At 36.2% G+C, this 19,704-nt stretch carries 22 protein-coding genes; 1 reads left to right on the forward strand and 21 read right to left on the reverse strand.

The window, feature by feature from the left end; all coding sequences use genetic code 11:
* Positions 1 to 288 precede the first annotated feature (288 nt).
* From ACMHJ2_RS01175 to pdxA, 21 genes are all read right to left on the reverse strand, one after another.
* Positions 289 to 1,668 (reverse strand): NADH-quinone oxidoreductase subunit N, encoded by a 1,380-nt coding sequence (locus tag ACMHJ2_RS01175; RefSeq protein ID WP_413511132.1) that lies wholly within the window; start codon positions 1,666 to 1,668, stop codon positions 289 to 291.
* A gap of 49 nt (positions 1,669 to 1,717) precedes the next feature.
* Positions 1,718 to 3,151, reverse strand: a complete 1,434-nt coding sequence (locus ACMHJ2_RS01180; RefSeq protein ID WP_413511133.1) for a complex I subunit 4 family protein — start codon at positions 3,149 to 3,151, stop codon at positions 1,718 to 1,720.
* 9 nt (positions 3,152 to 3,160) lie between these two features.
* A complete protein-coding gene (gene nuoL / locus ACMHJ2_RS01185; protein ID WP_413511134.1) occupies positions 3,161 to 5,047 on the reverse strand; it encodes an NADH-quinone oxidoreductase subunit L in 1,887 nt (628 codons plus the stop codon).
* A gap of 6 nt (positions 5,048 to 5,053) precedes the next feature.
* On the reverse strand, positions 5,054 to 5,374 hold the full coding sequence (gene nuoK, locus ACMHJ2_RS01190) for an NADH-quinone oxidoreductase subunit NuoK (RefSeq protein ID WP_413511135.1): 321 nt from the start codon (positions 5,372 to 5,374) through the stop codon (positions 5,054 to 5,056).
* 2 nt (positions 5,375 to 5,376) lie between these two features.
* Positions 5,377 to 5,892, reverse strand: coding sequence for an NADH-quinone oxidoreductase subunit J (locus ACMHJ2_RS01195; protein ID WP_413511136.1), 516 nt, complete (start codon positions 5,890 to 5,892; stop codon positions 5,377 to 5,379).
* A gap of 2 nt (positions 5,893 to 5,894) precedes the next feature.
* On the reverse strand, positions 5,895 to 6,443 hold the full coding sequence (locus ACMHJ2_RS01200; RefSeq protein ID WP_413511137.1) for a NuoI/complex I 23 kDa subunit family protein: 549 nt from the start codon (positions 6,441 to 6,443) through the stop codon (positions 5,895 to 5,897).
* 6 nt (positions 6,444 to 6,449) lie between these two features.
* Positions 6,450 to 7,481: an NADH-quinone oxidoreductase subunit NuoH gene (nuoH, locus tag ACMHJ2_RS01205; RefSeq protein ID WP_413511138.1), complete on the reverse strand. Its 1,032-nt coding sequence runs from the start codon at positions 7,479 to 7,481 to the stop codon at positions 6,450 to 6,452.
* Positions 7,482 to 7,492: 11 nt separating this feature from the next.
* Complete coding sequence (locus ACMHJ2_RS01210; RefSeq protein ID WP_413511139.1) at positions 7,493 to 8,518, reverse strand: 2Fe-2S iron-sulfur cluster-binding protein; 1,026 nt, start codon at positions 8,516 to 8,518, stop codon at positions 7,493 to 7,495.
* 34 nt (positions 8,519 to 8,552) lie between these two features.
* Positions 8,553 to 9,911 carry an NADH-quinone oxidoreductase subunit NuoF gene (nuoF, locus tag ACMHJ2_RS01215; RefSeq protein ID WP_413511140.1) on the reverse strand — a complete coding sequence of 453 codons (1,359 nt, stop codon included), beginning with the start codon at positions 9,909 to 9,911 and terminating at the stop codon, positions 8,553 to 8,555.
* A gap of 4 nt (positions 9,912 to 9,915) precedes the next feature.
* Positions 9,916 to 10,446: an NADH-quinone oxidoreductase subunit NuoE gene (nuoE, locus tag ACMHJ2_RS01220; protein ID WP_413511141.1), complete on the reverse strand. Its 531-nt coding sequence runs from the start codon at positions 10,444 to 10,446 to the stop codon at positions 9,916 to 9,918.
* Positions 10,447 to 10,449: 3 nt separating this feature from the next.
* Positions 10,450 to 11,685, reverse strand: a complete 1,236-nt coding sequence (locus ACMHJ2_RS01225; RefSeq protein ID WP_413511142.1) for an NADH-quinone oxidoreductase subunit D — start codon at positions 11,683 to 11,685, stop codon at positions 10,450 to 10,452.
* A gap of 25 nt (positions 11,686 to 11,710) precedes the next feature.
* Entirely contained in the window at positions 11,711 to 12,232 is a 522-nt protein-coding gene (locus tag ACMHJ2_RS01230) for an NADH-quinone oxidoreductase subunit C (RefSeq protein ID WP_413511143.1), read from the reverse strand.
* Positions 12,233 to 12,234: 2 nt separating this feature from the next.
* Positions 12,235 to 12,789: an NADH-quinone oxidoreductase subunit B gene (locus tag ACMHJ2_RS01235; protein ID WP_413511144.1), complete on the reverse strand. Its 555-nt coding sequence runs from the start codon at positions 12,787 to 12,789 to the stop codon at positions 12,235 to 12,237.
* A 12-nt stretch (positions 12,790 to 12,801) separates the two neighbouring features.
* Positions 12,802 to 13,167, reverse strand: a complete 366-nt coding sequence (locus ACMHJ2_RS01240; RefSeq protein ID WP_413511145.1) for an NADH-quinone oxidoreductase subunit A — start codon at positions 13,165 to 13,167, stop codon at positions 12,802 to 12,804.
* A gap of 207 nt (positions 13,168 to 13,374) precedes the next feature.
* Positions 13,375 to 13,575, reverse strand: a complete 201-nt coding sequence (locus ACMHJ2_RS01245; protein ID WP_413511146.1) for a cold-shock protein — start codon at positions 13,573 to 13,575, stop codon at positions 13,375 to 13,377.
* A gap of 405 nt (positions 13,576 to 13,980) precedes the next feature.
* Positions 13,981 to 15,333 (reverse strand): acetyl-CoA carboxylase biotin carboxylase subunit, encoded by a 1,353-nt coding sequence (gene accC, locus ACMHJ2_RS01250; RefSeq protein WP_413511147.1) that lies wholly within the window; start codon positions 15,331 to 15,333, stop codon positions 13,981 to 13,983.
* A gap of 67 nt (positions 15,334 to 15,400) precedes the next feature.
* Positions 15,401 to 15,886: an acetyl-CoA carboxylase biotin carboxyl carrier protein gene (accB, locus tag ACMHJ2_RS01255; RefSeq protein ID WP_413511148.1), complete on the reverse strand. Its 486-nt coding sequence runs from the start codon at positions 15,884 to 15,886 to the stop codon at positions 15,401 to 15,403.
* 30 nt (positions 15,887 to 15,916) lie between these two features.
* The gene (locus tag ACMHJ2_RS01260) at positions 15,917 to 16,915 is read right to left on the reverse strand and encodes a beta-ketoacyl-ACP synthase III (RefSeq protein WP_413511149.1); all 999 of its coding nucleotides are present in this window, start codon (positions 16,913 to 16,915) and stop codon (positions 15,917 to 15,919) included.
* 166 nt (positions 16,916 to 17,081) lie between these two features.
* Positions 17,082 to 17,279 carry a 50S ribosomal protein L32 gene (gene rpmF, locus ACMHJ2_RS01265; RefSeq protein WP_002989043.1) on the reverse strand — a complete coding sequence of 66 codons (198 nt, stop codon included), beginning with the start codon at positions 17,277 to 17,279 and terminating at the stop codon, positions 17,082 to 17,084.
* A 9-nt stretch (positions 17,280 to 17,288) separates the two neighbouring features.
* Complete coding sequence (locus ACMHJ2_RS01270; protein WP_413511150.1) at positions 17,289 to 17,876, reverse strand: YceD family protein; 588 nt, start codon at positions 17,874 to 17,876, stop codon at positions 17,289 to 17,291.
* 50 nt (positions 17,877 to 17,926) lie between these two features.
* Positions 17,927 to 18,997: a 4-hydroxythreonine-4-phosphate dehydrogenase PdxA gene (pdxA, locus tag ACMHJ2_RS01275; RefSeq protein ID WP_413511151.1), complete on the reverse strand. Its 1,071-nt coding sequence runs from the start codon at positions 18,995 to 18,997 to the stop codon at positions 17,927 to 17,929.
* 57 nt (positions 18,998 to 19,054) lie between these two features.
* Here pdxA and ACMHJ2_RS01280 point away from each other — a divergent pair, with 57 nt between their 5' ends.
* Positions 19,055 to 19,648 (forward strand): riboflavin synthase, encoded by a 594-nt coding sequence (locus ACMHJ2_RS01280; RefSeq protein ID WP_413511152.1) that lies wholly within the window; start codon positions 19,055 to 19,057, stop codon positions 19,646 to 19,648.
* The last annotated feature ends 56 nt before the right edge of the window (positions 19,649 to 19,704 follow it).

Genomic DNA, 19,704 nt, shown 5'->3' on the forward strand with positions numbered 1-19,704 from the left:
GTTCGAGATTCTCTTTTATAGAAAAATCTTCTTTTTACAAAGTATCACTATAAACTACACATCGACTGCTTTGAGTAACCGATGCGATGCTTCCTGGGTCAGCAGGATTTACGTTAGTTTTAGTATTTCTTTGCTATCCATCCTAAGACAATGATATTATTTTATCAATTCCTCCCCAACTTTTGCGCTTGAGCGTAAAAATTATCGGTTTACATAAAAAAAAGGCTAAGGGATGTTGTCGTATCCTTAGCCTTTTCGGTAAATTATTGAATTGTTAGTTATTTGTTCTTAGTTGAATAAATCTAAAAGTAGGGATGGATATACACCAAATACAACTACGGCAAGAACAGAAAGCACACCTACGATTTTATACGCCAAAGGCACTTGAATCGAAGGAGTTTCTACTTCTTCCGTTGGATTGGTGAACATCAAAACAATGATTTTTAAGTAGTAATAGATACTGATAAAAGAGTTAATAACCCCGAATATTACTAAGGTTATGAAACCATTTTTAACTGCATCTGTAAATAAGAAGAACTTGCCGAAGAAACCAGCAAAGATTGGAATTCCCCCCATAGATAGTAGCGCTATACCTAAGATAGCCGCTAATAATGGATTTGATTTACCTAACCCTTTAAAGTTCTCGATTTGTTCATTGTCTTTTCCTTTCGTTACAATAGTAAGTACGGTAAAAGCTGCAATACCAGCAAAAGCATAAGAAGTCGCATAGTAAAACAGGTGAGGAGTTGCACTACCTAGAGCAGTTAACGCCATCATCATAAAACCAGCATGTGAAATACCCGAATACGCCAATAGACGTTTCATATTATCTTGGCGTAATGCCATGATATTACCGACAGTCATGGTTAGAATTGCGATTACGACAATAGCCGTAATATAATGCGAAGGCATTTGGTGTAACAAGTTAATCGATACTTTGTATAAAGTAGCAACAGCGGTTACTTTTACCAACGTACTCATCATAGCTGTTGTTAAGTTTGGTGCCCCTTGATACACATCTGGTGCCCAGAAGTGGAAAGGTACAGCCGCTATTTTGAAAAGCATACCAATGATAATCATCGTTACCCCTAGCGCATACCAAATTGGCATTGGATTACTAGTCGTTAACTGTGTAATTTGTGCAAGATCAAAAGAACCCGTTGCACCATAAACAAGGGCAATTCCAAAAAGAACAACTCCTGAGGCAAAAGATCCTAATAAGAAATACTTCATCGCAGATTCATTGCTCTTAATATTCGTACGGTCTGATCCACAAAGTATATATAGGGTAATAGAGAGAATCTCTAAGCCCACAAAAAACATCGCTATATTTCCAAAACTTACCATGGAGATAGCCCCCATCAGCAAGAATAATTTTAAAGAAATATAATCGGATATTTTAGAAAATTGCGTTTGATAAAAATCCTTACTTAGCGCAACTAACAAAATCGTTAGCGCAATAAATAAAGCTGAAAATGCGCTAGAAAATTTAGTTGTTACAATCATATTGTTGTAATGGGCTTCCACCACATCAATCGTACAAAGTGTGTAACCCAAAATGCCCAGTAGTCCTACAATTGCAACAGGGATGATTAATTTTCTCAAATTAATTATCTCTGCTAATAGAACGATAACCGCTAATACTCCAACTGCTATTAATGTATTCATCTTTTATATTTTGGAATTATGGTTTCAGTATAAGCTGAAGCTCAATTTATTATTTAATATAGGATACGATTTCAACCAAACTCGGTGTGATTAAATCTGTAATTGGCTTAGGATAAATACCTAGAAAAATTACAGTAACCACGAGTATCCCTAAAACAATTTTCTCGTTTAATGAAATGTCATGGAACACTTTTGCATTTGTTTCACCCAGCATAGATTTTTGGAACATGCGCAACATATAGAAAGCACCCAAAATAATACTTGTTCCTCCGATAATTGCGTACCAAATATTTACTTGTGAAAGACCGAATAACAGGTTGAATTCACCTATAAAGCTGAATGTTCCTGGTAAACCAATCGAAGCAAACATTAAAATCATAAATAAAGAAGCAAATTGTGGTGCCTGTTGGCGGATTCCCCCCATTTCGGCAATTGATCTTGTTTCATATCGGCTGTAAAGGATTTCTGCAACGTAGAATAACCCTACGATTACAAATCCGTGTGCTAGCATTTGGTAAACGGCTCCTAATAATCCATCTAAGGTTAACGTATAAGCCCCAGCAGCAATCAAGCCAACGTGAGCTAAGGAGGAATAAGCAAAGAAACGCTTGATATTCACTTGTTTCAGCGCTACGATAGATCCGTAAACGACACCAATAATACACAAAACGATAATAGTAGGCATTAAATCTTTAGCCGCCGAAGGTGCAATAGGCAATTGCCAACGAATAATCGAATACAATCCCATCTTCAACATGATACCCGATAAAAGCATGGTTCCTACAGTAGGTGCTTTTTCATAGGTAGCTGCCTGCCAAGTATGGAAAGGGAAAATAGGAATTTTAATGGCATAAGCAATAAAGAAAGCTAAGAAAATCCAATACTGTTCTTGGCTAGTCAAGCTTACGTTATATAAATCTGCCAATAAGAAGCTTCCTGCTTTTTGGTATAGGTAAATAAACCCAACCAACATGAATAATGAACCTGCAAACGTGTAAATAAAGAATTTGAAAATAGCTTTTTTACGCGCTTCGAAGGTATCATTCCCCCATAATAAAGCGATGAAATAAATAGGAATTAAAGATAATTCCCAAAAGATATAGTATAAAAATCCATCCGCAGCTAAAAAGGTTCCAGTCATTGCAAATGACATGAACAGTACTAAACCGTAGAAAAGATTTGATTTCTCAATGTGCTTGCCAAAAGAAGACAAGATAATTAAAGGCGTTAGCATCGTTGTTAACAAAACGAGAGCTAAAGCTAATCCATCTGCTTTTAAGGCAAAGTGGATATTGGGATTCACAATCCATTGGGTAGTGAAACCTGTATTTACGCCTGAATTATGTTGACAAATTAAGGCAATTGTTTCTACAAAAGCCACGATCCCAAATAGCAAAGCAATTTTAGGGGCTAGTGATTTATTTGCTAAAAAAGTAGCAAATGCTCCAACTAATAACGTTAATAATAATATAGTTACGTTCATCTCTCTAAATTATCTTGCAATGAATAAATAATACAACATCAAACAGATTCCAATTACAAAAGCAAGTAAGTATAAACCAATGTTTCCATTTTGTGCTTTTTTACCTTGTAAAGACAATCCATCTGCTATTTTTCCTAATCCGTATATTGTTTCAGACAATATAACCTCTACGACATCTCTAAAGAATACAGAAAGCATGTAAATTGGTTTTACAATGATTTTCATATAGATCTCATCAATGTAGTATTTGTTGTATAAAACTTTATGGAATCCTGTCATTTTTTCATCTGCAGGAGGAAGTTCACCTTTTTTGATGTATTTACTGTAGGCGATACCTAGACCGATACATGCACCAAGTACTGCAATACCCATTAGGATATATTCAGTTGTTCCCAGTGTATGTGGATGTGCATTCGCGCTGTTTACAATAATAGGTTCTAAGTAGCTATTTAACCAGCTATTTCCAGGTAAGCTAACGATTCCGCCCACGACAGACAAAATTCCTAAAATCCAAAGCGGAATAGTAATGGCTGCTGGACTTTCATGTAAGTGATTTTTTTGTTCTTGCGTTCCTCTGAAATTCTTGAAAAACGTTAAGTACAACAATCTAAACATATAGAATGCAGTCATAATAGAAGCAAGCGATCCAATTACATACAAGACTGGATTATGACTAAAAGCAGTTAATAAAATTTCATCTTTAGAAAAGAAGCCTGAGAAAGGAGGGAAGCCTGATATGGCGATAGTTGCCAAAAGGAAGGTTGCATAAGTAGCGGGCATAAATTTCTTTAAACCACCCATATTGCGCATATCTTGTTCTCCGCCCATCGCGTGAATTACAGAACCGGATCCTAAGAATAAACAAGCTTTAAAGAAAGCATGTGTGATTACGTGGAAAACGGCAATTTCATAAGCTCCAAAACCTACGGCCATAAACATTAATCCCAATTGAGATACCGTTGAATAGGCCAATACTTTTTTGATATCCGTTTGAACCAAACCAATAGAAGCCGCAAATAAAGAAGTTACAGCACCTACGATGGCAATGATATTTTGGATATGTGGAGCAAGGTCAAAAACAAAGTTTAATCGAGTGATTAAGAAAATACCTGCTGTTACCATGGTTGCAGCGTGAATCAAAGCCGAAACAGGCGTTGGTCCTGCCATTGCATCTGGCAACCAAGTGTATAATGGAATTTGTGCACTTTTACCTACCGCTCCAATAAATAAAGCTAGAGCAGCCCATCCAATCCACATATTAATTTGGTGGTTTGTTCCCTGAAGCAATGCTTCTTTGATGGTCATATAATCCAAAGATTGGAATAAGAAAGCCAGAATAAATACACCGATTAAAAAACCTAAATCCCCAATGCGGTTCATGATAAAAGCTTTTTTTGCAGCATCGTTATACGACTGATTTTTATGCCAAAATCCAATTAGTAAGTAAGAGCATAATCCTACACCTTCCCATCCGATGAATGTGATTAATAAGTTACTTCCTGTAACCAACACAATCATAAAGAAGATGAATAGATTCAAATAAGCGAAAAACTTAGCATAGTTTTCGTCATTTTTCATATAGTTTGTTGAATACCAGTGAATCAACGTTCCTATACCTGTTACAAATAACAACCACAAGAGCGAAAGTTGATCGAGTAGAAAGCCAAATGTAACATTGAAGTTAGCTAAAGCCATCCATTCAAATAATTCAATTTCAATGGGTTGCTTTGTACTGTTTACTTGGATAAAGGCAAGTAAGGAAATAATAAAAGAAATTAAAACTGCTACTGTTGCAATAATTCCAGAACCATTACCTAATTTTTTCCCAAAGAAAACATTAATCAAAGACCCAATTAACGGGACTAGTACTAAAAGTAAAATTACGTTTGTATCCATAAGGAATTATCCTTTTAAGTTCTTTAATTTATCAATATCAATTGCGCCAATATTTCTGTAAATCGATACGAGAATAGCTAATCCTACAGCAACTTCTGCTGCGGCAACCGCCATCGTAAAGAAAACAAAAACTTGTCCTTGCGCATCTTGGTGATAGGTTGAAAAAGCAACTAATAGCATATTAGCAGAGTTCAACATAATCTCAATACACATAAACATCACAATTGCGTTTCTTCTAAATAGTATTCCAAATATTCCAATGCAGAATAATAGAATAGATAAGTAGATATATTTATCAATACCGATGATTTCAATTACATTTTCCATGCTTATACTGCTTTTTCAGATTTATCTTTTTTAGAAATCAATACCGCTCCGATCATGGCTAGTAATAGTAATACAGCAATCATTTCGAATGGGACCACATATTCATTCAATAATACTTTTCCTAAAACATGAACCGATTGAAAATCTTGTCCATGCGTAGCATATTGTAATTCGTAGGCTTGATTTCCTCTTAAAGTGATAGATAATAACAATAAACCCATTAAACAAAAGGCAATCGTTGCAATCACTTTAGAAACTAAAGGTTTTGACACTTCATGACTGATATTTAGGTTCATTAACATGATGGTAAATAACATTAAAACCATAATAGCTCCTGAGTATACCATGATATGGATCATACCCAAAAACTGTGAATTTAATAAGATGTAATGACCAGCTATCGAGAAGAAACTAACAACCAACCACAAAGCGCTGTGAATAGGGTTTTTACTCAACAACGTTAACGCTGCACTTCCGAGTGTAATAGTCGAAAGGATGTAAAATATAATTTCTATCATAATTACGCTTGATTCTGTTGGTTTGTATTAGCAATAGCAGCTTCTAGAGGCATAACCAATTTATCTTTTCCGTAGATAAAGCTTTCACGTGTTACGTCTGCTTTTGTAATTTCTCCTGATTTAGTTAAGTAGATAGCTTGTTTTGGACAAGCTTCTTCACATAAACCACAGAAAATACAACGAAGCATATTAATTTCATAGATCTCAGCATACTTTTCCTCGCGGTATAGATGCATTTCTTCTGGTTTTCTTTCTGCCGCTTTCATGGTGATAGCTTCTGCCGGACAAGATAAGGCGCAAAGCCCACAAGCCGTGCATCGCTCTCTTCCTTCATCATCGCGCATTAAGGTGTGTCTTCCGCGATAAACAGGACTAAAAGGACGGGTTTGTTCAGGATATGAAATTGTTACCTTTTTCTTAAACATGTGTTTTAAGGTAACCATCATTCCTTTGATAATCGCAACTAAATAGATGCGCTCACTCCAAGATAGTGTCTTGTTAGAAACTGTCTTTTTTCTTCCTGATAAAGAATATGTAGTTGTTGATGACATGTTTAATTAGTTTAAAAGTAAAATTACAACTGCTGTAACGATTAAGTTCAATAATGCCAATGGGATTAATGATTTCCATCCTAAGTTCATCAATTGGTCATAGCGGAAACGTGGAAGAGTCCAACGTACCCACATATAAACGAAGATGAAGAAACATATTTTTGTAAATAGTGCTACAATACCCAGGATATTAGCAATATTTACGCCCCAATTTTCTACAGCCCATGACATACCTGGATAGTTAAATGCACCAAAGTAAAGTACAGAGATAATAGCCGATGAGATGAATAAATTAGCATATTCTGCAAATAAATAGAATCCCATTTTCATGGAAGAATATTCGGTATGGAATCCACCAATTAATTCTTGCTCACATTCCGCTAAGTCAAAAGGGGCTCTATTTGTTTCTGCAAAAGAACAAATCAGGAAAATTAAAAACCCTAAAGGTTGATAAAATACATTCCAATTCATTCCACTTTGTTGCAAAGCAATTTCTCTCATGCTCATGGTCTGTGTTAGTAATAACAAACCAATTAGAGAAAGTCCCATGGCGATTTCGTATGAAATCATTTGAGAAGCGGCGCGAATACCACTCATCAAAGAGTATTTGTTGTTCGAAGCCCAAGCCCCAATCATAATACCATATACCCCTACAGATAATACCGCTAGTACATATAATAGGCCTACGTTGATATCTGCGGCTTGTAAAATAATCTCTCTTCCAAATAAGACAAATTTATCTCCCCATGGTAATACTGCACTTGTCATAAGGGCTAGTGTCATCGCTAAGAAAGGACCAAATTTGAATAAGAATCGGTTCGGTGTAGTGGGTTCATATTCCTCTTTAGCGAATAGTTTTAAACCATCGGCTAAAGGCTGTAAGATTCCTCCTTTACCAGCACGGTTTGGCCCTAAACGATCTTGTATCCACGCTGCAATTTTTCGCTCTGCTAACGTAGCATACATCGCCATAAGCATTGTAATTGCAAATACAACTACAATAATAATTGCTTTATCTATAATAATAGCTTTATCCATTTTATACCGTTTTATTCTTTAGATTCTTCATTTGTAAAAGGAATAGCTGTCATACTGATCTTCTTGCGATCCTGGTCACGACCTTCTAAAATATGCTTTTCTGTATGAATCACCACATGATCTAATTTCTTCGTGTAGTTGTTTTGATTGATTACAGAGAATTTTTCAAATTTACGCGGTCCTTCAATAACCCAATCACTCGTTTCTTTATGGTCAAAACGACAAGAGTTACAGATGAATTCTTCTACTTCGTGGAATTCGTCTTTACGTGCAGTTACGCGTTGAATTTCATCCCCAAACATCCATACCGTGGTTTTTCCCGAACAAGTAGGACAATTGCGGTGTGCATTGTACGGTTTGTTGAACCATACACGAGATTTGAAACGAAATGTTTTATCTGTCAGAGCACCAACTGGACATACATCAATCATATTTCCAGAAAACTCATTTTCAATGGCAGCAGAAATATACGTAGAAATTTGCGCATGCTCCCCTCTACCACAAACACCGTGAACGCGTTCGTCTGTTAATTGTTCGGCTGTTTTTACACAACGGTAACAAAGAATACAGCGATTCATATGTAATTGGATATTATCTCCTATGTTTTCAGGTTCAAACGTTCTTTTCTCTTCCTTGTATCTTTTTTGTTCTTTTCCGTGTTGGAACGCCAAGTTTTGCAAATCACATTCTCCTGCTTGATCGCAAACAGGACAATCTAAAGGGTGATTAATAAGAAGAAATTCCGTTACTGATTTTCTCGCTTCTAAAACTCTTGGCGAAGAGATACTTTTTACTTCCATACCCTCCATAACTCCTGTTTTACAAGAAGCCATTAGTTTAGGCATCGGACGTGGATCTGCTTCACTACCTTTAGAAACTTCTACCAAACAAGCTCTGCATTTTCCCCCTGTTCCCTCTAGTTTTGAGTAATAGCACATTGCTGGTGGTACTGACTCACCACCAATCATTCTTGCTGCTTGTAGAATGGATGTTCCCGGTTCTACTTCTATTTCATGTCCGTCTATAGTAACTTTCATAAATTGTGCTTTTTAGCTAAAAAATTAGCGTGAATTATTTATTAATCAGGTGTTTTATACTAGAAAAAGGTTCTTGAACATAGTGATTTCTGTCTTTTACTTTTTCAGGGAATAAAACGTGATATTCAAACTCCTCTCTAAAATGTCTGATAGCAGCAGCAACTGGCCAAGCAGCAGCATCTCCTAAAGGACAAATTGTGTTACCTTCGATATTACTTTGGATGTTCCAGAGTAAATCAATATCATCCATGGTACCATGACCTGTTTCAATGCGGTGAAGTACTTTTTCCATCCAACCGGTTCCCTCGCGACAAGGCGAACATTGTCCACAGCTTTCATGGGCATAGAAACGAGCAAAATTCCATGTATTTCGAACGATACAAGCGGTGTCGTTGTAAACGATAAAACCACCTGAACCCAACATAGATCCTGTTTCAAAACCTCCATCCGATAAAGATTCATACGTCATTAAACGATCTTCACCATTGGCTGTTTTGTATATGAGATGGGCAGGTAAGATGGGCACCGATGATCCACCAGGGATTAAAGCCTTGATGGGTCTGTCATCCATCATTCCTCCACAATATTCGTCTGAATTGATAAATTCTTCGACGGTCATTCCCATTTCAATTTCGTATACACCTGGTTTTCTAATATGACCTGAAGCTGAAATTAATTTGGTTCCCGTAGAACGTCCTAAACCAATTTTGGCATAATCATCGCCAGAATTATTAACAATCCAAGGCACATTGGCGATGGATTCAACATTGTTTACTACAGTTGGATTGCCCCATAAACCACTAATCGCAGGGAAAGGCGGTTTAATACGAGGATTTCCTCTTTTTCCTTCTAAAGATTCAATTAGAGCTGTTTCTTCACCACAGATATAAGCTCCTGCACCACAATGTACATGAAGGTCCAAACAGTAGTCTGTACCTAAGATATTTTTACCTAACCAACCCGCAGCATACGCTTCTTTGATGGCTCTTTCTAAGGTTTTAAATACCCACATATATTCTCCGCGAATGTAGATGTAGGATAAGTTGGCTCCTAGAGCATAACTAGCAGTAATCATTCCCTCGATCAATAAGTGAGGGATATATTCCATTAAGTATCGATCTTTGAATGTACCAGGTTCAGACTCATCGGCATTGCAAACTAAATGTCTGGGTTTGCCCGATTTTTTGTCAATAAAACTCCATTTTAAACCCACAGGGAAACCCGCACCTCCACGACCTCTTAGTCCGGATGCTTTTACTTGTTCAGTAACGTCATCGGGAGCCATAGTTTTAAGTGCTTTCTCAACAGAAGCATAACCGCCGTTTTCACGATATACGTCGTATGATTTTATCCCAGGGATATTTATTTTGTCTAATAATATTTTTGTAGCCATAGTACTATTTGTCGTGAAGAATTACTTTTCCTGCTTTACAATCAGCTATGATTTGGTCGATCTTTTCTGGGGTTAAGTGTTCTTTGTAAAAGTCGCCTAGCTGCATCATTGGTGCATAGCCACAAGCGCCTAAACATTGAACCCCAACAACTGAAAATAACCCATCAGGGGTTGTTTCTCCGGGTTTAATACCTAATTTTTCACACGTATATTCCATCATATCATCTGCTCCACGAAGGCCACAGCACGACGTTAAACAAAACTCGAATGTATAAGTACCCATTGGTTTTTGGTTGTACATGGTATAGAATGTAACTACCTCATATACTTCGATAGATGAAATTTCTAACATCTCTGCCACTTTATCCATTAATTCAATACTCAACCAGTTTTCATGTGCATCTTGAGCCGCGTGTAAAACAGGTAAAAGAGCTGATTTCTTTTTATCAGCAGGATAATGACTCAACAATTCATCAATGCGTTGTTGAAGTTCGGGTGTGATATTTATATTTTGTTTGTATTTCTTCGTTTCCATGATTTAAGCGTCTAATTCTCCTGCAATGATGTTTAAACTTGATAAAGTAATAATCGCATCTGATAGCATACCTCCTTTTACGATGTCATTATACGCTTGGTAAATGATAAAACAAGGTCTTCTGAAGTGCAATCTATACGGGGTTCTGCTACCATCTGTAATTAAATAGAAACCTAATTCACCATTTCCGCCTTCCACAGCGTGGTACAATTCAGTGACTGGAACAGGTACTTCACCCATCACGATTTTAAAGTGATAAATTAAAGCCTCCATATTGGTATATACATCTTCTTTTGGAGGTAGATAGTATTCAGGAACATCTGCGTGATAAGGACCTTCAGGCATTTTATCTAATGCTTGACGGATGATTTTCATACTTTCCCATACTTCAGCATTTCTCACGCAAAAACGGTCGTAACAATCGCCAGCAGTTCCTACAGGAATTTCAAAATCAAAATCCTCATACGAACAATACGGTGTTGCAACGCGAACATCATAATCTACGCCAGCCGCTCTTAAGTTTGGTCCTGTAAAACCAAAGTTAATAGCATCTTCCGCAGAAATTCCGCCTACGCCAATCGTACGATCCATGAAGATTCGGTTTCGAGTCAATAAACTTTCAAATTCACTCCAAATTGCTGGAAATTCAGCCAAAAATTCTTCGATTTTCTTGAATGCCGCTGGACTCCACTCTCTTTCAAAGCCTCCGATTCTTCCCATATTGGTAGTTAATCGTGCCCCTGAGATTTCTTCGTATATTTCGTATATTTTCTCTCTGTATTGGAATACATATAAAAATCCGGTTAAGGCTCCTGTATCAACACCCATTACTGAGCTACAGATAATATGGTCTGCAATACGTGCCAATTCCATGATAATTACACGTAAATATTGCACGCGTTTAGGGATATCTATGCCTAATGCTTTTTCAACTGTTAACCACCAAGCTGTATTGTTGATGGGTGAAGAACAATAGTTCAAACGGTCAGTTAATACATTAATCTGATAGAAGGGACGGTTTTCAGCTATCTTTTCAAAGGCACGGTGGATGTATCCGATTGTACCTTCTCCTTCTAAAACCTTTTCCCCATCTAGTAATATTATATTTTGAAAAATACCGTGCGTTGCTGGGTGAGTGGGACCTAAGTTTAAGATTTGTAACTCTGTACCATCTTCTTTAAATTTCTCCTCAATCAGCTTCGCGTATCTTTGCTCCGGTGGTAATAATAAATCTGACATAATCATGAATCTTAATCAGTTGCTATTAACAATTGTGAATCGTTCTACCAAAGAATCGATCATCTTTGTCTGTTCTGCCTTCATCTTCCAATGGGAATTCTTTGCGCAGTGGAAAAGATTCCATTTCATCCATATTGAGGATGCGTTTTAGTTGCGGATGATTTTTGAATTTAATACCGTAAAAATCATACGTTTCTCTTTCTTGCCAATTGGCGGATTTGAATAGGTCTGAGACCGTATCAACCGAAGGATTTTTTAGCGTTAAAAACGTTTTGAAGCGAATTCTAACATTGTCCATCCAATTGTGCATATGGTAAACAACAGCTAATTGTCTGTCTTCTTCTGAGTCTGGGTAGTGAACCCCACATACATCCGTTAGAAAGTTAAAATTCATCTGGTCATTTTCTTTCAAGAAGGCAACTACAGCATGCAAAGTATCTGGCGATACCTCAAAAATTAGCATGTTGTGTTGTTCGTGAAATTCTTTAACCGATAAACCGAATTGATCGATTAAAGCTTTCTGAATGATTTGATTATCTAATGCCATATTTATTTACTTTCTATGTTATAAGATTTTAACAACTCGTCATATTCTTTTGTTCCGCGTCTGTAAACAGATTCTGCCCTAACGATTTGATGCAATCTCATAACGCCATCAAGAATTTGTTCAGGTCTAGGCGGACATCCAGGAACATAAACATCTACAGGAATAACTTTATCAATACCCTGTAAAACAGAGTATGTATCAAAAATCCCACCCGAAGAAGCACATGCACCTACGGCAATTACCCATTTAGGTTCTGCCATTTGTTCGTATACTTGACGCAAAATAGGAGCCATTTTTTTAGAAATAGTACCCATTACCATCAACATATCCGCTTGTCTAGGAGAGAAACTCATACGTTCAGATCCAAAACGCGCTATGTCATAGGTTGCAGCCATAGTAGCCATAAATTCAATACCACAACATGAAGTTGCAAAAGGCAAAGGCCACATTGAGTTTGAACGCGCTAAACCAACTACTTCACTTAATTTAGTAGCAAAAAAACCTTCTCCTACATAACCTTCAGGAGCTTCTACTGTATTATATTTTTTATCGCTCATCTTCCTAGATATTTAATCCCATTCGAGACCCTTCTTTTTAAATTCATATAATAGTCCAACTAGTAATAGGAATAAAAAAATTCCCATTTTAGCCAATCCGTCCCATCCCAATTCCTGAAAGTTCATTGCCCACGGATATAGGAAAACCACTTCAACGTCAAATAAAACGAAGAGTATAGCAACTAAAAAATACTTTACATTAAAGGGAATACGTGCGTTTCCCAAAGATTCTAGCCCACATTCCCAAGTACTATCCTTTATTTTAGAATGCTTTTTTGGTCCAAGTTTACTTGAAGCCCATATCGTCATGGATACAAATCCTGCAGCAAGTGCAATTTGCATTAAAATTGGTATAAAATCGAGTTGACTTGATTGCATAAGTACAAGTTTTATATTAGATACAATATACAAATATAGAGCCCTAGATTGTTTTTACAAAGTTTTGGAACTCTTGGTCTTGGGGTTATTCTTTAATATAGCCCAATATGTATTTAGATTAATTATAAATAGTGTCATAAGGAATAAAAAAAGCCACCTAACGCAAGTTAAGTGGCTTTACTGTAACGGAAAATTATATATATTTTCTTAATCTTCTATCACTTGTACATTAGTGGCAATAAGCCCTTTTTTACCTTGTTCCTCATCGTAAGAAACGCGGTTTCCTTGTTCAAGATTTTTTGTGTTTAAACCTGTGATGTGAACAAAAATGTCTTCTTTAGTAGTTTCATTTGTAATGAAACCAAATCCTTTGTCTTCGTTGAAGAATTTAATTACGCCTGTGTGCATTTTAAAAAAATAAATATATTAGAACTCCAAATATATAGTTTTTTTGGTGTCCAAAGGGGTTGAATTTGAATTTTTTACTAAAAAAGATTGTGGATTGTCTTTTTTTTAGTTGGGAAGCCCATTTTTAATGATGTATTTTGTTTTTATGGCTTTTATTTTGTTTTTAAATAGCTTTAGAAAGCAGAAGTTAAATGAAAGTCTGATTTTTTTAACTAAATAAGTATTGGTTTCTTTTTTCGGTGCTGCGCTTCTTTGATTCGTTTGTAAATTTTAGTGTGAAAGTAGAAAGGAATAAAATACTTTTTTCTTTTTCAAATACGGTGTGAAAGGAGTATGTTATTTTAAAATAGGAATAAAAAAAAAAGCTACCCCAAAAGGGTAGCTTTATACGTATACTAAAGAAGTTTATTCTTCTTCTAGGGGTTTCATTTTGAATGTTTCCATAAAAGCAGTGGTGTAATTTCCAGCTCTGTAGTTTGGATCGTCCATTAACTGTCTATGGAAAGGAATTGTTGTTTTAATACCTTCAATTACAAACTCATCCAACGCGCGTTTCATTTTGTTGATTGCTTCTTCTCTTGTTTGAGCAGTTGTTATCAACTTAGCGATCATTGAATCGTAGTTTGGTGGAATAGAATATCCCGAATACACGTGTGTGTCTAAACGAACACCATGTCCTCCTGGAGCATGTAAAGTTGTAATTCTTCCTGGAGAAGGTCTAAAATCATTAAACGGATCTTCCGCATTGATACGGCATTCGATAGAATGTAGTTTCGGTGTATAATTTTTTCCAGAAATAGGCACTCCTGCAGCTACTAGTATTTGCTCGCGAATTAAATCGTAATCAATTACTTGTTCTGTGATTGGGTGTTCTACTTGGATACGGGTGTTCATTTCCATGAAGTAGAAGTTGCGATCTTTGTCCACTAAGAACTCAATCGTTCCTGCTCCTTCGTATTTAATGAATTCAGAAGCTTTTACAGCAGCTTTACCCATTCTATCTCTCAATTCATCGGTCATGAATGGAGAAGGTGTTTCTTCTGTAAGTTTTTGGTGACGCCTTTGGATTGAACAGTCTCTTTCAGATAAGTGACAGGCTTTTCCATAAGAATCTCCAACTACTTGGATTTCGATATGACGAGGATCAACGATAAGTTTTTCCATGTACATTCCGTCGTTTCCAAAAGCAGCAGCAGCTTCTTGACGTGCACTTTCCCAAGCTCTGTCTATTTCTTCTTCTTTGAAAATTTCACGCATCCCTTTACCACCACCACCAGCAGTTGCTTTCATCATGACAGGGTATCCGATTTCTTTGGCTGTTTTTTTGGCGTGTTCTAAAGAATCTAATAACCCTTCAGAACCAGGAACAGTAGGTACTCCAGCTAACTTCATCGTTTCTTTAGCTGTCGCTTTGTCTCCCATTTTTTCAATCATCTCTGGTGATGCACCGATGAATTTCACACCGTGCTCTTGACAGATTTTTGAAAATTTCGCATTTTCAGCTAAGAAACCATATCCAGGGTGAATCGCATCAGCATTTGTGATTTCAGCTGCAGCGATAATGTTGGAAATTTTTAAATAAGATTGATTTGAGGGTGGAGGGCCAATACATACAGCTTCATCTGCAAAGCGTACGTGAAGACTATCCGCATCTGCAGTTGAATATACAGCTACAGTCTTTATGCCCATTTCTTTACACGTTCTAATGATGCGTAAAGCAATTTCACCTCTATTAGCTACTAATATTTTTTTAAACATCTTCTGAAATTTTAAATTCTAATTTTACTTTTCTCCTTTGAAAAACAAAGAAGGATTGTTTAATTTCTTAAGATGGGTCAACTAAGAATAAAGGCTGATCAAATTCAACAGGTGATGAATCATCAACTAAGATTTTTACGATTTTACCTGAAACCTCAGATTCAATTTCGTTAAATAACTTCATTGCTTCAATAACACAAACTACATCTCCAGGTTTAATAACCGTTCCTACTTCAGCAAATGAAGGTTTGTCAGGAGCTGGTTTTCTGTAGAATGTTCCGATAATTGGCGATTTTACAGTGATGTATTTTGCATCTTCTCCAGCTTTAGCATCAGCTGCAGGAGCCTCACTTGCTACAGGTGCTGTAGCTTGAGCTGCAGGTGCTTGTGGCATAGATTGAGCTACTGGAACTTGTTGGATATACGTAGTTTCAGTGCTTCCTGTGTCTGTGGTCTTGATGGTGATTTTAAAATCATCCATTTCTAATTTTACTTCTGTAGCTCCTGATTTAGCTACGAATTTGATTAGGTTTTGAATTTCTTTAATGTCCATACTATTGTATTGGTTAGTTGTTTTTCTAAATTAATTACTATTGTAAGCCCACTTTAAATATATCGATCCCCATGTGAATCCTCCGCCAAATGTAGCAAAGATAATATTGTCACCTTTTTTTAATTGGCGTTCATAATCACATAATAATAAGGGTAAAGTAGCAGAGGTTGTATTTCCGTATCGCTCAATGTTCATTAAGACCTTAGATTCGTCTAATCCCATTCGGTGTGCAGTTGCATCGATAATGCGTTTGTTGGCTTGATGTGCAGCTAGCCAATTTACATCTGTATGTGTTAAATTGTTGCGTTGCATGATTTTCTCACTAACATCAGCCATGTTAGATACGGCGTATTTGAATACAGTTTTGCCATCTTGAAAAACATAATGTTGTTTATTGGCTACTGTTTCAGCACTTGCTGGTAAAATAGAACCACCAGCATCAATTTTTAAATATTCTCTTCCGATTCCGTCACTTCTTAGATATTCATCTATAATGCCGTAACCATCCGTATTCGGTTCAAATAAAACAGCTCCGGCAGCATCACCAAAAATGATACAAGTTGCACGATCTGTATAATCAATGATTGAAGACATTTTGTCTGATCCAATCAATAGTATTTTTTTGTATTTACCAGATTCAATATAAGCAGAAGCAACAGACATCCCATATAAGAAGCTAGAGCAAGCAGCTTGTAGGTCAAAAGCAAAAGCATTAGTAGCGCCAATTTGTGTAGCTACATATACGCCTGTTATTGCTACAGGCATGTCTGGAGTAGCCGTGGATAATAGAACTAAATCTATCTCTTTTGGATCTACACCCGATTTTTTGATTAAGTCTTCTGCCGCTTTAATTGCCATGTATGAAGACCCTTTTCCAGGTTCTTTAAGAATATGTCGTTCTTTAATTCCTGTTCGAGAGGTAATCCACTCGTCGTTAGTTTCAACCATTTTCTCTAAATCCGCGTTGGTCAACTTTGTCTCAGGCAAATAACAACCAACAGCAGTAATGGCTGCATGTATTTTTGTCATATGGTGTTGCTTTACTTTATAAAAACATTCCAAAAAGAAGCGAAAATTACAAAAAAAAAACGAATTGGTACGTTTTTAAGTCTTAAAACTCGTTTTGTCAGTAAATTTCAACAAAAAAAAACTCTCACACATTGTGAGAGTTTTTTGTGTTTTTTTTCCCAGAAGCTTATGCTTCTACTGCTGTTGTTTTATCAATTACAACTTGTCCTCTGTAGTAAAGTTTTCCTTCGTGCCAGTAAGCTCTATGGAATAGGTGAGCTTCACCAGTTACAGGACAAGTAGCGATAGTTGGAGCTACAGCTTTGTAGTGTGTTCTTCTTTTATCTCTTCTTGTTTTCGAGGTTTTTCTCTTAGGATGTGCCATTTTACTATATTATTTATCCGTTAATAGTTTCTTTAATTTTTCCCATCGTGGGTCAATATCTTTATTTTCTGAATCACTTTCAGGTGATTCTTCTAATTCATTGTCTTCTTCGTCCTGGTCTTCTTCGTCATTGTCAAATAAAAAGTCTAACTCATCTTCATCAAAGTCATCTTCGTCAAAGCCATCCTCCTTAGCTTCTGGGCTAACTCGTTTGACGGGAATTGAAAGGACTACTAATTCATAAATGTATTGAGTAAGATTAATTTCGTACTCATTCATCGGGATGACTAGTATTTCATCGTGATCGTCATTATAGGTTTCTCCAAACTTGACAACGAGGTTGAATTCATTCTCAATAGGAAGATCAAAATCCTCATTTGTGACGTCGCAAGGAACATTTACAACTCCGTTTGCTTTAAAATTTACCTCTAAATGGGTAGATTTTTTATTTAAAAGAACGCTAATGTTTGCTTTTACACTATTGAAATCATTGAAAGAATATTTTTCAAAAAAAATAGTATCTACTTGATATTCAAAAGCGTGTTCTCCATTTTTCAACCCTATAAAGGATATCGAATATGTTTTTTCGGTATTCATCAAATACATGATTTGAGCGTGCAAAGATAAAAAATTATTATTATTACAAGCTAATTATCAAATTTTTTTGTGCTAATTTCTTTTTCTTGAGGAAGTAAAGGGTTGCTTTTAGTTTCGATATTTCTGTTTCTATTTTTGAAAATATCTAATGCTAAGTACAAAGCCTCGCGAAAAGAAGTAGGGTCAGCTAGGTTTTTACCTGCAATGTCATAGGCTGTTCCGTGATCTGGCGAAGTTCTAATTTTGTTTAAGCCAGCGGTGAAATTTACCCCTTTACTAAAGGATAATGCCTTAAAAGGAGCTAAACCTTGGTCGTGATAACACGCAATGACAGCGTCAAAGCTGTTGTAAAGTTGTGAACCAAAAAATCCATCTGCTGGAAATGGTCCTGAAACGAGTATACCTTCTTCTACTAGTTTAGTTATCGTTGGTTTTATAATTTCTTGTTCTTCTGTTCCGATCACACCTTCATCTCCTGCGTGTGGGTTGAGTCCTAAAACGGCAATACGCGGATTGAAAATATTAAAATCAGTCATTAACGTTTCGCGAATCGTTTTTACTTTTTCCTCTATTCGCTCAGGCGTAATCGCTTGAGCAATTTCTTTTAAAGGTAGATGATCCGTCAATAAACCAACTTTTAGATCTTCATTCACCAAAAGCATCAAGGCATTTCCTTCTAATTGCTCATTTAAATAATTGGTGTGCCCTGGATGTTTAAAATCTTCGGATTGCGTATTGTATTTGTTGATTGGAGCTGTAATCAAGACATCAATTTCATTGTTTTTTAGCGCTTCTGTTGCAGCAACAAAAGATTGTATGGCATATCCCCCTACGATGGGGTCATTAACGCCAAAATTGATGTTTACATTCTCTTTCCACAAATTTAAAACGTTTAGTTTGCCTGGAATAGTTTGGTCTAAACTATCAATACCATGAAAATTTACACTGCTATCGATATTCTTTTTGATGTATGATAAGGGCTTTGAACTACCAAATATAACAGGGGTACAAAGCTCAAGCATTCTATTGTCTTCGAAACATTTAAGGATAACTTCGGGTCCAATACCATTTAAATCGCCTATGGATATACCTACCCTAACATTTTCTTCTTTATGGCTCATAGTTTCGTATAAATTATTAGTAATTTTGAAAACAAATTTAATAAAATAATTGGAGTAATGTTTACAGGAATTGTTGAAGAAATTGCAATCATTAAAAATATTGTCAAAGAACAAGAAAATATACACCTAACAATAGCGTGTTCATTTGTGGATGAATTGAAAATTGATCAGAGTGTATTGCATAATGGAATCTGTTTAACCGTTGTGGCTATTGAGACGGGAGCATTTACTGTGACTGCAATTAAAGAAACGATTGACGTTACAACTTTAGGGCAATGGAAAATTGGTCAACAAATTAATTTAGAACGAGGTATGTTGGCAAATGCTCGTTTGGATGGGCATATTGTACAAGGGCATGTTGATTTAGTAGGGCGCTGTGTGTCTATGCAAGAAGCAGCCGGCAGTACGTATTATGGATTTGAATATGCGGAAAAGGCAGAGCATATTACGATTTCCAAAGGCTCTATCACAATTGATGGAACAAGCTTGACGGTTGTGGATTCGGGAATACACACGTTTAGTGTAGCCATTATTCCTTATACTAAGGAACATACAATTTTTAAGCAGTATAAAATTGGGGATGCAGTTAATTTAGAATTTGATGTAATTGGCAAATATGTAGAGAAATTACTGCGTATTAGGAATAGTTAAGAATTCTTTGTTAAAGAAAAAACGTATCTGTTAAATTAAGGTATATTTGAAGTGTA

The organism is Myroides odoratus (assembly GCF_965118575.1).
In the GTDB taxonomy this organism is placed as follows: domain Bacteria; phylum Bacteroidota; class Bacteroidia; order Flavobacteriales; family Flavobacteriaceae; genus Flavobacterium; species Flavobacterium odoratum_B.

Excerpts from the sequence above, each read along its gene's own strand:
- ACMHJ2_RS01175 (WP_413511132.1), bottom strand. The coding sequence starts at position 1,668 with ATGAATACATTAATAGCAGTTGGAGTATTAGCGGTTATCGTTCTATTA.
- ACMHJ2_RS01180 (WP_413511133.1), bottom strand. The coding sequence starts at position 3,151 with ATGAACGTAACTATATTATTATTAACGTTATTAGTTGGAGCATTTGCT.
- nuoL (WP_413511134.1), bottom strand. The coding sequence starts at position 5,047 with ATGGATACAAACGTAATTTTACTTTTAGTACTAGTCCCGTTAATTGGG.
- nuoK (WP_413511135.1), bottom strand. The coding sequence starts at position 5,374 with ATGGAAAATGTAATTGAAATCATCGGTATTGATAAATATATCTACTTA.
- ACMHJ2_RS01195 (WP_413511136.1), bottom strand. The coding sequence starts at position 5,892 with ATGATAGAAATTATATTTTACATCCTTTCGACTATTACACTCGGAAGT.
- ACMHJ2_RS01200 (WP_413511137.1), bottom strand. The coding sequence starts at position 6,443 with ATGTCATCAACAACTACATATTCTTTATCAGGAAGAAAAAAGACAGTT.
- nuoH (WP_413511138.1), bottom strand. The coding sequence starts at position 7,481 with ATGGATAAAGCTATTATTATAGATAAAGCAATTATTATTGTAGTTGTA.
- ACMHJ2_RS01210 (WP_413511139.1), bottom strand. The coding sequence starts at position 8,518 with ATGAAAGTTACTATAGACGGACATGAAATAGAAGTAGAACCGGGAACA.
- nuoF (WP_413511140.1), bottom strand. The coding sequence starts at position 9,911 with ATGGCTACAAAAATATTATTAGACAAAATAAATATCCCTGGGATAAAA.
- nuoE (WP_413511141.1), bottom strand. The coding sequence starts at position 10,446 with ATGGAAACGAAGAAATACAAACAAAATATAAATATCACACCCGAACTT.
- ACMHJ2_RS01225 (WP_413511142.1), bottom strand. The coding sequence starts at position 11,685 with ATGTCAGATTTATTATTACCACCGGAGCAAAGATACGCGAAGCTGATT.
- ACMHJ2_RS01230 (WP_413511143.1), bottom strand. The coding sequence starts at position 12,232 with ATGGCATTAGATAATCAAATCATTCAGAAAGCTTTAATCGATCAATTC.
- ACMHJ2_RS01235 (WP_413511144.1), bottom strand. The coding sequence starts at position 12,789 with ATGAGCGATAAAAAATATAATACAGTAGAAGCTCCTGAAGGTTATGTA.
- ACMHJ2_RS01240 (WP_413511145.1), bottom strand. The coding sequence starts at position 13,167 with ATGCAATCAAGTCAACTCGATTTTATACCAATTTTAATGCAAATTGCA.
- ACMHJ2_RS01245 (WP_413511146.1), bottom strand. The coding sequence starts at position 13,575 with ATGCACACAGGCGTAATTAAATTCTTCAACGAAGACAAAGGATTTGGT.
- accC (WP_413511147.1), bottom strand. The coding sequence starts at position 15,333 with ATGTTTAAAAAAATATTAGTAGCTAATAGAGGTGAAATTGCTTTACGC.
- accB (WP_413511148.1), bottom strand. The coding sequence starts at position 15,886 with ATGGACATTAAAGAAATTCAAAACCTAATCAAATTCGTAGCTAAATCA.
- ACMHJ2_RS01260 (WP_413511149.1), bottom strand. The coding sequence starts at position 16,915 with ATGACAAAAATACATGCAGCCATTACTGCTGTTGGTTGTTATTTGCCT.
- rpmF (WP_002989043.1), bottom strand. The coding sequence starts at position 17,279 with ATGGCACATCCTAAGAGAAAAACCTCGAAAACAAGAAGAGATAAAAGA.
- ACMHJ2_RS01270 (WP_413511150.1), bottom strand. The coding sequence starts at position 17,876 with ATGAATACCGAAAAAACATATTCGATATCCTTTATAGGGTTGAAAAAT.
- pdxA (WP_413511151.1), bottom strand. The coding sequence starts at position 18,997 with ATGAGCCATAAAGAAGAAAATGTTAGGGTAGGTATATCCATAGGCGAT.
- ACMHJ2_RS01280 (WP_413511152.1), top strand. The coding sequence starts at position 19,055 with ATGTTTACAGGAATTGTTGAAGAAATTGCAATCATTAAAAATATTGTC.